Raw genomic sequence first — 15,811 nt, 5'->3', positions numbered from 1 at the left:
AAATGACAAATTATGAAAAAAAAATATATTTCCCAGCCAAAACCAACCAAAGGTAATCATGCAGTGGTTATCGGTGGAAGTATGGCAGGCTTACTAGCAGGGCGGGTATTAACAAACCATTTTGAACAAGTAACAATAATAGAACGCGATCGCTTTCCCGAACATCCCCAATATCGACCAGGAGTACCTCAAAGCAATCATGTCCATGTGCTATTATGCAAAGGGAAACAGATTTTAGAGCAACTGTTTCCTGGTTTACTAGGAGAATTGGAAACAGCAGGAGCGCTTGAAATTGATTGGACAGCCGAATTTCCTTGGTATAATTTGTTTGGTTGGCAACCTCGCTTTCATTCTGAGTTAAAAAGTTATCTTTGTAGTCGGCATCTGTTAGAGTGGATGGTACGCCAGAAATTAGCTACTTATGATAATCTGCAATTTCTAGAAAAGACTCAGGTAACAGGTTTACTCAGTAAAGTTAGTAACAGAGTTACAGGGGTACGACTCAAATCAAATTCTCAGATACAAGATTTAACTGCCGATCTAGTTGTGGATGCTAGTGGGCGAAATTCTTCTCTACCTAAATGGTTAACTGCTTTAGGGTATCAATCTCCTGAAGAAACTGTTATCAATTCTTTTTTGGGGTATAGCAGTCGATGGTATCAGGTGCCAGAGGGTTTGCAGACAGATTGGAAGGCATTAGCAGTAGCACCAAAACCACCAAGCGATCGTCGTGGTGGGGTCCTCTGTTCAGTAGAAAACAATTGTTGGGTGACTACTTTGTGGGGTGTAAACAAAGATTATCCTCCTACCGATGAAGTTGGTTTCTTAGAATTTGCCCGTAGTCTAAGAAACCCCATCATCTACAAATTTCTTCAAGAAGCTCAACCAATTTCCCCAGTCCATGTCTATCGACGCACAGAAAATCGCTTGCGTCATTACGAGAAATTATCAAAGTTGCCAGATGGTATTGTTGCGGTAGGAGATGCAGTCTGTTCCTTTAATCCTGTTTATGGTCAAGGTATGACTGTAGGTGCTTTGGGAGCGATCACTCTCGACGAATGTCTGGAAAACTATCCAAGTCTCGAAGGTTTAACCAAGGGTTTCCAGAAAAAACTTGCTCAAGTTACAACTATTCCCTGGTTAATGGCAACTGGAGAAGACTTGCGCTGGCAAGAAACAGAAGGTAGTAAACCAGACTGGATGACAAGATTAATGCAGCAATATTTAGACCAGGTTGTAATGCTGTCAGTAGAATGCCCAGAAATTTACCAAAAATATGTAGAAGTTATGCAGCTAACTCACTCTCCGAAAATTCTATTTCACCCTGATGTGATGGCAAAAATATTGGGACAAATCATCAAAAACTATCAAAAACTTGAGCCAAAACACCAAGAGCAAATTATTCCCAAACTGCTTTGTTAAATAAAATCATGTCCGGTAGCATTAGTATTGTATACCGAAGGTAAGGAAGAAGGAAGAAGGAAGAAGCTTTAAGAGAAGGAAAAATTAAATATGGTAGATATTTCCCCAGCTTTTACACAAACGATGCTAACGGATTTGATATAACTTTCATTTTTCAGAATAGCTAATAACTATTGTTGGGTTTCGCACTTAGCTCAACCCAACCTACAGTATTATGTCTAATTATCTAGACTTAATATTAGCCATCAGTTAGCTCCTAAACAGGCGTTGCATAAATGCGGGATGATTTTAATAGTTTTGTGGAATGGGCATCTTGCCCGTTCCTGATATTTTGGGACAGGCAGGATGCCTATCCCACTTAATATTCATCCCTTAATTCAGCAACACCCCTAAACACCCATTAAACTAAGCTCTTCAGCAAGAGCATCTATAGTGAAGCGAATTTGCTCCTCTGTATGATTACAAGTGATAAAAAAGCGTAGTCGAGCTGCATTTTGTGGCACAGATGGGTAAAACATAAACGGAACATTAATCCCTCGCTTAAATAAATTTTGGGATAACATAACCGACTTAATAGATTCACCTACAATAATAGGTATAACCGGAGAATCTTTACTCATACCAGTATTCAACCCTCGTTCACGAGCGGACTCCAAAAATAGTCGAGACATTTCTTGTAGTCTTGCCACTCTTTCGGGTTCCCTCTTCAACAACTGAATAGCAGCTAATACTGATGCTGTATCTGGTGGAGAAATACCTACACTATAAACAAATCCTGGAGAAGTATATTTAAGATATTCTACTAATGCTTTACTACCAGCAATATAACCACCGCAACTAGCAAAAGATTTACTCAGAGTACCCATCCATAAATCAACATTATTAGGGTTAACCCCAAAATACTCACTAATACCACGACCATGTTTGCCAATAGTGCCGATAGAGTGAGCTTCATCTACCATCAAAAAAGTTTTGTAATGTTTTTTAATCTCAATAAATTTTGGTAAGTCTGGAATATCACCATCTGTACTATACACACCTTCTATGGCAATAAGTACCCGCTTATAACGATGACGGCGATCGCGCAGTAACCTATCTAAAGCTTCCCAGTCATTGTGAGGGAAAGCAATAATAGTTGCCCCTGATAATAAACAACCTTGGAAAATACTATTGTGACTTAAAGAGTCATGGAGAATTAAATCATTTTGCCCAAACAAATGACTAATAGTCGTTACATTAGTAGCATGACCTCCAACATAAAGAATACTATCTTCTACACCAATAAAATCAGCAATTTCTCTTTCCAATTCCTGATGTAATGGCTTTTCTCCTGATAATAACCTACTAGCAGAAACGGAAGTACCATAATGATTAATAGCTTCCTTCGCAGCATTAGATACAAAAGGGTCGCCACACATACCTAAATAATTATAGGTAGCATAATTCACCAGTTCCCTACCACCAATAACTGTAGTATTATTATTAATTCGTTCTTGAGGTATAAAGAAAGGATTACCAATACCAGTAGAATTAATATCTGCTAATTTCTTTTGCAGTTGTAGATATTCTGGATAGAGGTCAAAGTTATAATACTCTAAAGGAATTTCTTCAGTTTCCGTAGTTGGATTATAAGTTGAGACCTCAACCTCATCTTCTAATTTTTTGTGAATATTTGGCCCGGTATCCTCGGAGGTGTCCTCTACTAAATATTCAGCTAAGGACTCAATTGTGGGATAATCTAATAAAAGGGTAGGAGGCAGTCGCCTACCCAGAAGATTTTCTAGTTCTCCAGAGAGATTGACCACTTCAATTGAGTTAAGACCATAATCAATAAAATCCCGCTCAATATCTATTTCACTGGTGTCAACCTCTAGCCGTTCGGCTAATTGGGAGACCAACCAGGACTTAATATTTTCTCTGACTGGAGATAGTTGTGGGACTTGCAAGGCAGGGTCTGGATCATTTTTTACTAAAGACAGATGTTGGCTGTCCTGCTCATTCATAAGCTGGTTCAACAGTTTCATTGTTCACTCCTGCACCACATTAAAATTACTTATCACTCAGTTTTTTCTAGTAGCTTAATAGGCAATGGCACATAATTAGGGTCAAAAAGTCCCTCTGGAAAATCAGAAATCAAATTTCTGAGTCACGGGGAGCAACTTTTGAGTTGTAACAATTACCTGAAATAGCTAACTATTTCAACTGATTGACCCTCCCAAAAAAAACACTGGGGAAGGCATGATGGTTATTGTGCCATTATCTTATACGAAGTAGGGAGAACCAGCCATCAGAAGTTATAAGTCAAAAGTCAAAAGTCAAAAGTTAGAAATTGGAACTTAGAAGTTATCAGGAGTCAGAATTATTCAAATATTTGTAGAGTTCCGGCTAAAAAGCCTTCGCGACAGGCATAACGCTGAACCTTTCCACTAGAAGTTTTGGGAATAGCTCCTGGTTTAAGCAACAATATCCGATAAATCTGTAAATCGTGATTTCTTGACACAGAGCGTTGGATAGATTTGATTAAGTCCTGAGAGTTATCAGAATTTTCTGTCCCAGACTTACCATTACGCTGACTAAAAAAATCAATTGCTATCGAGCCAACAGATTCATTAGTATAGTTATATTTTTGACTTTTGACTTTTGACTTTTGACTTTTGTTAAGTAGTTGACGAAAATTACGTTCTACCTCGGCTACTACTACTAAACGTTCTTCTCCTGCCACTTCTACAGAAAAGCTAGCAATACAACCTGGTCTAATCAGGGGGTGACTTTGCTCGACTGTCCATTCAATATCTTGAGGGTAATGATTCCGACCATTAATAATAATCACATCCTTTAGACGACCAGTCACAAATAATTCCCCTGCCTTGAGAAACCCTAAATCTCCAGTTCTCATAAATGGCTCTTTTCGGGGTGCTTCAGCTAAATAAGCCTCAAAAGTCTGCTTCGTTTCTTCTGGTTTATGCCAATAACCCTGAGCAATACTTGGCCCGGAAACCCAAATTTCTCCTACTTCTCCCTCAGTACAAAGAGTCAATCTTTCTGGATGAACAATTTTAATCTGTTGATCTGGCAATGTTTGACCACAACCAACTAATGTTTTTGTTCCTTCTGTTTGAGAAACTGAGACGATCTGGTTTTGTTCTAATGCGCTAGTCGCAATAGTAGTTTCCACTGGTGGAGAAAGTTTATTACCCCCAGAAATAATTAGGGTGGCCTCCGCCATGCCATAGCAAGGATAAAAAGCTTCCCGGCGAAAACCACAGACAGCAAAAGTATTAGTAAATCGTTCTAAAACTTCGGCACTAATAGGTTCAGCCCCGTTAAAAGCTACTTCCCAACTACTTAAATCTAAGGTTTGTATCTGTTCGGGCTTAATTTTACGGACACACAAATCATAAGCAAAGTTTGGCCCACCACTGGTAGTGCCTTGGTATCGAGAAATAGCCTGTAGCCAGCGCACCGGACTTTGGAGAAACATTAAGGGAGACATGAGAATTACTGGAAAGCCTCCATACAAGGGTTGCAATATTCCACCAATTAAACCCATATCATGATAGGGAGGTAGCCAGATTATTCCTTTACTTTGAGGAGAATGTCCAAAACATTGATGAATTAGGCCGGAATTATGCAAAAGGTTCTGATGAGTAATCATTACCCCTTTTGGTGTGGCCGTGGAGCCAGAAGTATATTGCAGGAAGGCGGTGGTATTTTCGTTAATTGTGGGTTCTTGCCATTTCTCGGCAAAACTCTCAGGGATCTGGTCAGTTGCTAACCAACCTAAACTATCTAATTCTGGAGTTTCTGAGGCGCGACGTTCTAGGCTGGAAACGATAGAATGAGTTGTTAGAGCTATTTTGGCCTTGCTATCTCTAATAATTGTTTGGATGCGCTCTAGGGAACGATTTGGTCTGGGAGGGTATGCGGGGACTGCTATGACCCCTGCATAGAGACATCCAAAAAAAGCGGTAATATATTCTAGTCCCGGTTGATAGAGGAGTAGGGCTACTTCTCCTGGTGGACATACTGATTGGAGATAGGCAGCGATCGCTCGTGAACGTTGTTCTAGTTGTTGATAGGTAAGACTAATTGTGTCTGTTTCTCCATCTATTAAAAAGCTGTAACCTATTTGTTCGGGCTTTTGGATAGCTCTGTTTTTTAATAAATCTACTAATGTTTTAAATTTTTTATCTAAACTATTCATTTTATTTTTGATATAAAAAGACAAGGATAATCAGAAAGACACGACACAAATTTTAACCCAGATATACAGATAATTAGAAATAATCAGGAATCAATAAGATTCATAAGTAACTTTGCAATATTAATTAATGATGCAAAATATCCCTCCTATTGTGTCTCTCTAGATAGGTTATTTTTTTATTCTCCTAATTAAAATTTTATCGGTCTTAATCATTTTTTTAGTGATTTATAGAGGGTACATTTGGAAATATAATATAAGTAAAATCAACAAATCTACCTGAAGTCAGATTTGAGACTACATTTTATTCCCAATTATCGCCGAATTTAGCTTTAATTTCTCTCAACTTATCCCTAACTTCACCACTGCTTAATAAACTCTCTGCTTTGGACAAACCTTGATTAAGATCAGTACAAATTCCACAACGCCACAAATAAAAACCGCCATTCCAAATAGCTGCTGACATTAACTTACTCGCCTTACCCTCCAATACTCCTTGCATCTCCTCTACTAACTCCCTAGTTGAACCTAATACAACTTCCTTTCCCCCACAACTATAGTCACTCGGATGTAATAACAGACGTTCAAATGTGACATTATCCCCAGATGGCATCGACACCCCAATAATAGCTGTCCGATCGCGTGGCAGATCGCAACTTCCCTCTAACCCTTTTACTGTCGTATAATTCCTTAAGCCCTCTAATTCCAAAGCTTGGCGAAACATACCTTCTGTGGGAGGATGAACATATCCGGCAGCTAAATGAACGTCTCCTGCAAAAGGCGCCCAAATTAATTCCATCGTTGCTAGAGGAGGCCGTTTGCCAATATCTCGACGGTATTCTACTAAAGCATCTGCCTGGGGAAAATGTTCTGGTAGATAAACAAACCCTAAACCAGTCTGCTCAAATACCTGTTGCACCTGCATCAGTGATAATTTTTCCCATTCAACCCTCAACCCTTGCCATATCTCAATAAAAGGTATTCCTTCTTTTGTCGGCATCCGCGCTCCACCGTGCATCACAACAAACACTCCTGCTGTTGCTAAAATTAAAGCTGTGAGTGGGGTGACTGGTGCAGTTCGCGATCGCCCATCATAAGGACAACCTAAGACTGTTACTGTACCCATAGATAGTTGATTTTTAAGTTTTGGCCCTAATTCGTTATAGGTATCTAACATTCCTGCCAACTCCTCACCAGTGGGGCGTTTAATTCGGTGAGCAATTAGAAAAGCACCAATTTGGGCAGGTGTTGCTTCCCCTAACAACATCATCCCCATTGCTGCTGCTGCCTCTTGGCGAGTTAAATTTTTCCCTGTGTGAGTACCACTGCCAATAGTTTTGAGTAATTCTCGAAAGCGATCGCTCATCTGATTTATTTCTCCGGTTAATTAGTTGATAGTTCTAAATTATAAAGGATATCAAAACTATTCTGCTGCTTCATAAAACCTATATAAAACGTCATAATAAATAAGTGACATTTTAATGTTTACTTCCTCTATTTATTGCTAATAGGACTTATATCATGTCCGCTGGTATCGTTTGCGTAAAAGCTAGGGTGAATATCTAAAGGAAATTTAAGTTTTTTCCAGCTTTTAAACCTTTTAAACCTTTTTTTTTCTTCCTTCTTCGTTCTTCCTTACCTTACAATACCTATGCTATCGGACATAATATTACGCAAATATCAAATAATAACCATCTATGCGCCACCACCTAATAACTAATTATCAAGATTTTAAATCAGATATTACTTTTAACTTTTAACTTTTGACTTTTGACTTTTAACTTTCCTGACTCCTCCTGGAATTAATTCTTTAACTAACTGCCAAAAATATTTTATTGGCGGAATTTCCATTCTATCGCTAGTTGTCACTACTACCACTTCACGACTCCAAACAGAATCTTTTATTGATGATACCTTAGAAGTTGCAGGAGTTATACCTATTGTTCTAATAGCCAAAGTGGGGTCAAGTTTGGCATCTATTAAAGCTGAACTGGGCAGTAGAGCAATTAAATTTCCTTGTCGCACTACTCCTCGGAAAGCATCAAGGGTATTTAACTCTAATACTGCATTGAGTGTTGCTCCTAGTCGCTCAAATTGTTCTTTGACTAATCTCTGCATTCCATACCCATCTTTGAAGACGACTTGAGGGTAGCGAATAAGTTCCGCCCAGGGTATTTGTTCGTATTCGGTGAGGGGATGCTTTGCTGCCATTAATACTTCTATGGGTTCGGTGTAGAGCACATCCATTATCATTTCAGGACTGGTAGTGAATAAACGGTTATTCATTACTATGGCGATATCTACTAAACCGTCTTTGAGAACTTTCAGGGTGCGATCGCTTCCTAGAGCAGTTACCCGTAATTTTACTTCTGGATAGTGGCGACAAAATTTTTCTAAGACTGGAGGGAGGTAGGCAGCACAGACGGAGTGAATAGCTGCGACACATAATTCTTGCTGTTTTCCAGCTAGCATTTCGGCTATTTCTTGAGTAGCATTTTCCCAAGCTTGGCAAATTTTCCGAGCATGAGGCCACAAACATTCTCCTGCTAGGGTAAGTTTGGTTTGGTTGCTACGGTGGAATACGGGGGCACCTACTTCTGTTTCTAAGGCTTGTATTTGCCGACTGACTGTTGATTGAGTGACGTTACATTTTAGTGCTGCTTCTTGAAAGCTACCTGTTTCTGCAACCCATAGAAAGGCTTGCAACTGCTCTAGGCGCATGGAATTTTGATCGTATTTTTTTTAGTAGTCTTAAATTATAGCAGATTTGTTGTAAAGACACAGCTAAAAATGTAGTTTTGGTAGAGAAACACAGAAAAATTAGGGGTTGCACATTAAAGAATGATAATATATTTTCAACTGTCCATATATTGAGGAAAGAATTACCTAAAAATATCTACTTTCTGATTTCATCATTCCTAATTGTGCAACACCAAAGATGCGCTGAAGTTAAGGGCAATTTGATTATGATTTGGAGTTCCACCAGTTATATGAATAATTTCACCATTAATTTATTCGTGTCGTGCTTGTGAGTTAGTTTCAATGTTTAGGTATTCAGGGGAAGTGTAGTTATTTTTTTGTTGAATTTGCATGGTTTTAAGGTGTTATGAAAAATATTTTTATTATTGATGTAGCTAGCAAATTTAGTTTCTGGGTAAGGTATTTGCATAATTAGGTTTCTCCCTTTTCTTTTTCTTCTACAAATCCTAAATTGAGAAAATCAATTTTATCCTTTCTAGTTCCTAGCTTGATTCCCCAACGTTCCTCCATGAAATTCAATAACTTAAGACCCCTTTCTAATATTTCTTCTGCTGTCCAATCATCCTTTTCACTAACTTCTATTTCTGAATAAGAACCATATTTATATCCAATATTTTTGCCATTAGAAACTTTTTCTTTAAAACATCTATTTCCCAGGCTAGAGTTTTTTGGCTTTGACAAAGGTAATAAGTTTCCTAAAGACTGTCTTAAGATTTTTCTTTCTTGAGAAGTATAATGATTAAATTTTGAAGTCCAGCAATCTCTCCTAGGATTTTGTGGATAAATATGTTCTATAGTTTTAAAATCACTATCATCTTCAGAATTCAAGTCATCCCAATTTAATTTATAGCGTTTTGTCTTTGATTGTTCCTTTAGAGAAAGCTCATATTCATACAAAAAATATTTGATGCCATGCCAGTTATAAAAACCAGATTTTTGAAAATCTCCTTTGATTCTTGATACAAAATATTTCTTATTTATCAGTCGATCCCGAAAAACTTCCAGAGACTCGATGATATTTTTCGGTTTTTTTTCACCTTTGCTAAGTTCTGTAGCTAATTTCATCATGTTCAGTGGAGATTCTTCATATACAAATAAAAAAGCATACTCGTGGCGACTATAACTCAATAATTGGAGAAAACCTATTTTTTCAAGAATTTTCAAAAGTTTAACTCTTTGTCTTAAGTCTTTTTCTTTTTGGAAAAATACCATGAGTAAGGGAGCTTCAGGAAAAAAATCATCATTTCTAGAAAGCTTAATTAGCTTCTCAAGCCATAGTTTTTCTTCTGTATTAAAGTCACTATCATTAGGATTAATAATTTTATACCATAATTCTACAGATTCTTTGAGATTTTGAACATAATCGTAAATCTCAGTTAGCGTTAATGTTTCTTGAGTAGATTTGTTGTTTTTTGATTTGTTATTTTTCCCTTCAATCAAACTCTTGACGGTAAACTTTTTTTCCAAAAGATATGTACTATAAAATCCTCTTTTTTTGCCCAAATAAATGGTATTACTTGCTGACAATAAATCAAAACCAAGCAGTAAATATTTATCATCTGATTGTGAGGATTTTCCAAAGTAAATTGGGAAGTGATTTGATAGAAATATATCATCATCTAATGCTTTATTTTTATTCTTACCAAGGTAATGATACATGGTTTTCCAAGTTTCATTAATGCTATTCCTTAGTTTATTTTTTTCATAATCTTCAACCTCAAATTTTGTAGAAAGATAAATTAATCTATTCTTTAACAACTCTAAGTATGAAAGAGGTTGACCCCTATTATTCATAGTCTCAAAAGCCACAAATACATCTATATCACTTGAAATTGTATAAATATTAAATAACAGACTTTGAGTAAGCTTACGATATATAATTTCCTTATCTCCCAATGTTAAGCTTTTGATATTTTCTGCAAAAAAATTCTTGGCAGATTTGAGGTTATGAGTATAAATTGTTTCCTGTAAAGTTTCACTAGAGTTTGATTGTTCAAGAAATATCCTGGTCTTCAAAAATTCATAACTTGGATTATCTTTCTCATAGCCAAAAATATAAGATCTAGATATCCCTTCGTCTTTTGACTCAAAAATATACCTGTTTCTAATTTTATTTGAAGAATCATAATTTATTTTTTCTTCTTCCTTAAGTGATTCTATGATTACCTGAATTAAAATAATCGCAGTTGTCAACCTTTGTTGTCCATCAACAACATAGTATGGTTCGTAACTCTTATCTTTAATAATCCAATTGTCGTCTTCCCATTTAAGGTAGGTTTTTTCTGGCACTTGTTCTAAAGTTAGAACTCCTAAATAGTGCTTTTTATCTTTTTCAAGTTGGTCTAAATCACCCCAAAAATCCATTAGCTGTTTTTCTGTCCAAGCATAGCCTCTTTGATAATCGGGGATTCTGTACAATTTTTCTGTAAATAGTTTTGATAGAGATTTTAGTGAGTCTTCCATGTTAAATTTCCAGTTATAAAGTGGTACTCAGTTATCCTATTTTATTCCACTCAACCATTGCTGAAATATTTCAAATCTACCATCATCAGGATTAACAATACGATAAATTCGGAATCGTTTTTTCTGGTGAGTTTCTGTTCGTAAAAATTCCAAACTATAACCAATTTTATCCAAAAAACGCCCGACAATTGTAATTGGACTAGAGTTGGCAGCTAATCCTATTCCTAATATAGTTTTAATTTCTGTTCGATTTGACAAAGCTGTTTTTCCTAACAATTGTAAATCTGGATCTATATTTTTCAACTCCCGTTGTTTATCATTGAGTAATGAGGGTATTTTTAATAATTCCATTACTCCAATAGTTGCACCTAATAAACAATCATTAAAATCAGGAATAAAAATATTACCTTTACCCAACTCCAACAATTTTTTTGCTACTTCCCTATCTCGCACTGCTAAATATGGTCGCCCTACTGTCATAAAATAATGCAGTTGCAACTGTTCATACCACCCACTATCATCTTTCTGAACTAATTCAGCAGTTATGGGAATGCTATAACGTAGCATTAATTCAAATTTCCGTTGTTCCCGTTGTTGTTGAATTGGTTTCGATAATCTTTTTTTGAGTTTTTGATACTCAGATAAACTAATATTTTTTGCGGTAGCGATCGCCTCACATTCTGTCTGATAATTTTGCTTAATTACAGTAGCTATAGCTTCCTGCAAGGCATTAATTTCTGTATGATTTTCTGAAGATTTTTTTTCTTTTGAATGATCTGGTAAAACTTCTGTAGAAATTTCTCTAATCTGATGCCCTTCTATTCGTAAAGATTCTAAAACAGACTCTCGATATTGATTCATTCCAGCATTAAAACGAACCGCCATTTTTGCCCAACACAAAAAAGATTCTGCCTGAAAACCTACTTCTAAATCATCCAAACTATCAAAATCTGATTGTTGTAATAACCTAATATTTAGTTGAGTCAATCTTTGCTCTGAATTGAGCAAAGAAGTTATAGAAGTTGAACCATTACCGACTTGATTAAAACCACAATTTGCCACCCATAAATATCTGGGAATATTCTCACGAACTCTACCCAAAGATTGACAAACAGATGTTGCTCCTTGCACCCCCTGAGCAATTCCCCAAACGGAAGTAAAATGCCCTTGAATATCGATACTAACTCCTGTTTCAATTGAGGGAGAAGCTAAAACAATATCATATTTTGGTAAGACTTGATTTAATGATTTAATACAACCATAAGCAGGATGATTTGGTTCTGCTAAAGATTCGGAATCTATTCTCAGAATTTTTAACTGGGGAAACTGTTTTTTGAAATAAGCTTCTAAGGCACGAGTCCCCCATTTACTTGTTAGTTTTTGCGCTGATAAACAAACCATTGGTTTGCCACCTTCACGGATATATTTGTGTAAATCTGCTATTAATCTTTTGGGTGTTGTTTCTGGATAATTAAATATTTGCCAAGCTTCTTTTTCTCCAGGTAACCAATCATTTTGAATAATAAAGGGTTCTAGTTTTATTCCTGCTAAAGCTTCTAAATAATCTATGGAGATATCGCTTAGGTCAGCATCGGCTATAAATACTTGACCTATATTTCCTAAAACATTTTGCATTAATGTTTTGAAACATCTAAGAATTTCTACTCTGCTTTGCCGACAAGTATTAGAGTTTAAACCATGCCAAATTACTTGTTCAACTTCATCAATAATTACTATTCCATCCGACCAAGTTTCCGGATTAAAGTTTGCTTGGGAATTGGGATGTAGGGAGTCGATACATAAACCTATACCTAAGAATTTATCGTCAGATTCTGGCTCTATTTCTGTAATATATTTCAGTCCGAACCTTTGACATAATTCTTGTACTAATTGTATCCGATGACCGATAACTAAAACTTTTTGGTTACGAGCTACAGCTTCAGCAACTATTTTTTCTAACAACTTAGTTTTTCCAGTTCCTTTAGCAGATTTTATGCCTACAAGTTTGGCTGGAAAATTTGTACTATAAGCTAAATCAAGATTATCTAATTTATGTAAATTATTACTGCCAACAGAACCAAAAATATTCTCTTCGGAAAGATAGCGACTATTAACTCTCAAATTTACGGGATATGTGAGACGACTAAATGATTTAGCTTTCCAAAGTTCTAAAGGTAATGCCTTTTGATAAGCTTCATCAAAAATATTTTTTCCCTGATTAACGATTAAATCATCAACTCCTTTACCTAATTCTGGATTCCAGGAAATTACTTTAACGTTACATCCTTTTTTTGTGAGTAAATATCCAGTTTTTCTAATAGCAGCATTAACATTTTTAATAGTTTTAGGTTTAGTATCTTGGTCAAATGTAATATAAATTTCTCGATGATTCTCGATCAGTTTTTCTAACTGGGGAATTAAATTTGGTTTGCCAATACGATTTCCATATTCGTCTCTCAAAACTCGATACCCACCAAATACTCCAGGTAAAGCAATAGCTACATAAGATGCTGTTAGTAAAGTTCCTGCTTTTTTCGCTCCTTCAGTAATACATAAAGGTATTTGAGGATGGGCGATAAACCACTCCCAAAAACCGAGGTCTGGTTGATTATTATCAATATCTTCTGGAAGAATTTCTAATTGATAACGACTGGCTATTTTCTGCCATAAATGTAGGGGAATTTTTAGAGCAAATAAACTGGTAGGAGTTTTGGGAGGATGTTCATATTTAATTAACTTTTTTTGGTCATAAGTATGACGTGGTTGACTAGGTTTGAAACAACCCCAAAGGTCTTCTTCTCCTGAGAGTAAATCAATTCCAGAACACCACCATCCACCTTCTTCAATATGTTGGTATCGCTTTAATATTTCGCTAGTTACTCGGCCATCATTGCGTCGAGGAATGGCATCAGAATAAAATAAAAATTCATAAGGTCGTTGTCCTTCTAAGGGCACAACATTGAGGTGGATTAATTGGTCATCAACACAGCTATTAGTCCATTCTCGGAAATAATTAATTTGTGGTTGGGGATTTGGGTTCATTGAATGATGCACTCTATATATAGTGACAAGTTTTTATTATATTAGAAAAATACACTATATGTAGATAAAGTTTTCCTTAGCATCAACAACCAGATTATATAAATATTTAATTTTTTGAATAAACCTCTATTATATCATAATTGGTAGCTTTTTAAATTTATTATTCTTATAGCAGAGGTCTGATTGTTCTGGAATTGTAGGTTTTATACCAAATCTTATTCTCCCTCCTGACTACTACCTAATTATTTAGATAGTGGTGCATAGTAATGGTATAAGAAGTGTGGGAAAAAAATATATAAAAATATATATTCTCACCATTACTATTCAGGAGAATCATTATTTATAACTGTATAACATATCTTCAAAACCAACTACCCTTCTGAAAAACATTACTGATAATTATGGAAGCAATTTGGCAAATCATCAAAAATCTCACGATTCTGGATATACCAGTAAGAATAATATTTTTTATAGTCTTGGTTGTAATAACCACATTAGCCTTAAAACAATTATTAAGCATAATTGTAATTAAGCGAATTGAGGATTTAACTCGTAATACAAAAACAACCCTTGACGATCGATTAATTATAGTTATTAAAAAACCTATCGGATGGTTCATATATTTACTGGGATTTAGGGTTATACAATTAATCCTGACAGATTATATTTCCCCCCAATTCAATCAAACAATCACAGAAATTATTAACTTAGCAATAGTAGGTAATGTAGCACTAATTATTTACCGTACATCTCCAATTTTAGGAGAAGTTTTGAGAATTTTATCAGCTCAAACAGAAACTGAATTGGATGATATTATTAGCCCCTATATTCCGAAATTATTTAGGTTAACTGCCATAGTAATTTTTTCCTTAAAAGCAGGAGAAGTATTACTGGGAACTTCTGCTACTGCAATATTTGGTTTAATCGGCGGTTTTGGTCTGTCATTAGGCTTATTATTTAAGGATGTTATTGTTGATTGGGTAGCGACAATTGTAATTTATACTGACGCTTTGTATCGAGTAAATCACTGGCTTTTACTGCCAAGTGGTCTGAAGTGTACTGTACAACATATAGGTATGAGAAGTACAACAATTTATATACCCGATGAGGGAGTTACCCAGAAAATTCCTAACTCTAAAATGATTGATGGTAGCATCAAAAGTTTCTCTCAACAACCAATTGAAAATAAGACAGGAGCTTTTATGTCGTATATTAAAATTGATGGTGTTTCATCTAAAAAAGTAGCTCATATCAGGGATAAAATTCGAGAAATACCAAAATCAATTGACATTTTATATGATTCTTGTTCAGTTAGATTTGAGGGATGTGAAAGAAATGCTCGTGTCATTAGAGTAATTGGATTTACTAATGATATAGAGAATTATTCGAGAGCTTATGACGAATTAAATTTGGCAATATTGGCTTTATTGGAGCAGGAGGGAATAGATTTATTTAATGTGAATATTCTGAGTGATACAGAAACTTATAAAAATTGGCAGTATAGTCAAAATTTAGGTATTGAAAGAGGGAGTGGGGAGTGGGGAGTAGCAAGTAGTAATTTTGGAAATAGGGAATAGAAAAGAAGAAAAATTACTGTACCTCAGTAATTTGAGTAACTCTATAGATAGGTGGTTGGTAAAATTTCCACTTTTGCTGTTTATGGAATAATTTTTCAGAATTGCTATGGCAGATTATTGTGAGATTTTAGTCAGGGAAAATTTGTGACTATATCTGTTCGTTGAAGAAGGGAGTCGGGAGCAGGAATTTGGGAAACAGGGAATAGAAAATCAGAAAAATTACTCTACCTCAGTAATTTGAAAAACCTGATAGATAGCTGGTTGGTAAAATTTCTACTTTTGCTGTTTGTGGGATGATTTTTCAGAATTGCTATGGCGGATTATTGCGAGATTTTAGTCAGGGAAA

Annotated in this window: 8 protein-coding genes; 2 read left to right on the top strand and 6 right to left on the bottom strand. The window is 35.7% G+C overall.

All coding sequences use genetic code 11. The features are described 5' to 3' along the window. Window positions 1–12 precede the first annotated feature (12 nt). Window positions 13–1,422: an FAD-dependent oxidoreductase gene (locus ACP6PL_RS19045; protein WP_426546849.1), complete on the top strand. Its 1,410-nt coding sequence runs from the start codon at window positions 13–15 to the stop codon at window positions 1,420–1,422. Window positions 1,423–1,811: 389 nt separating this feature from the next. Here ACP6PL_RS19045 and ACP6PL_RS19040 read toward each other — a convergent pair whose 3' ends face one another. From ACP6PL_RS19040 to ACP6PL_RS19015, 6 genes are all read right to left on the bottom strand, one after another. Next, a complete protein-coding gene (locus tag ACP6PL_RS19040; RefSeq protein WP_426546848.1) occupies window positions 1,812–3,446 on the bottom strand; it encodes an aminotransferase class I/II-fold pyridoxal phosphate-dependent enzyme in 1,635 nt (544 codons plus the stop codon). Between the two features lie 335 nt (window positions 3,447–3,781). Further along, window positions 3,782–5,626, bottom strand: coding sequence for a fatty acyl-AMP ligase (locus ACP6PL_RS19035; RefSeq protein ID WP_426546847.1), 1,845 nt, complete (start codon window positions 5,624–5,626; stop codon window positions 3,782–3,784). 301 nt (window positions 5,627–5,927) lie between these two features. Then, window positions 5,928–6,989, bottom strand: a complete 1,062-nt coding sequence (locus ACP6PL_RS19030; RefSeq protein ID WP_426546846.1) for an anthranilate phosphoribosyltransferase family protein — start codon at window positions 6,987–6,989, stop codon at window positions 5,928–5,930. Window positions 6,990–7,372: 383 nt separating this feature from the next. Next, window positions 7,373–8,344 carry a LysR family transcriptional regulator gene (locus ACP6PL_RS19025; protein WP_426546845.1) on the bottom strand — a complete coding sequence of 324 codons (972 nt, stop codon included), beginning with the start codon at window positions 8,342–8,344 and terminating at the stop codon, window positions 7,373–7,375. A 450-nt stretch (window positions 8,345–8,794) separates the two neighbouring features. Next, complete coding sequence (locus tag ACP6PL_RS19020) at window positions 8,795–10,846, bottom strand: DUF262 domain-containing protein (protein WP_426546844.1); 2,052 nt, start codon at window positions 10,844–10,846, stop codon at window positions 8,795–8,797. Window positions 10,847–10,882: 36 nt separating this feature from the next. Further along, window positions 10,883–13,888: a plasmid replication protein, CyRepA1 family gene (locus ACP6PL_RS19015; RefSeq protein WP_426546843.1), complete on the bottom strand. Its 3,006-nt coding sequence runs from the start codon at window positions 13,886–13,888 to the stop codon at window positions 10,883–10,885. A gap of 401 nt (window positions 13,889–14,289) precedes the next feature. Here ACP6PL_RS19015 and ACP6PL_RS19010 point away from each other — a divergent pair, with 401 nt between their 5' ends. Next, window positions 14,290–15,465, top strand: coding sequence for a mechanosensitive ion channel protein MscS (locus ACP6PL_RS19010; RefSeq protein WP_426546842.1), 1,176 nt, complete (start codon window positions 14,290–14,292; stop codon window positions 15,463–15,465). Window positions 15,466–15,811: the final 346 nt, after the last annotated feature.

The sequence above is a fragment of the Dapis purpurea BLCC-M126 genome (assembly GCF_050015975.1).
Classification (GTDB): domain Bacteria; phylum Cyanobacteriota; class Cyanobacteriia; order Cyanobacteriales; family Microcoleaceae; genus Trichodesmium.
This window is presented reverse-complemented; position numbering and strand designations above follow the sequence as displayed.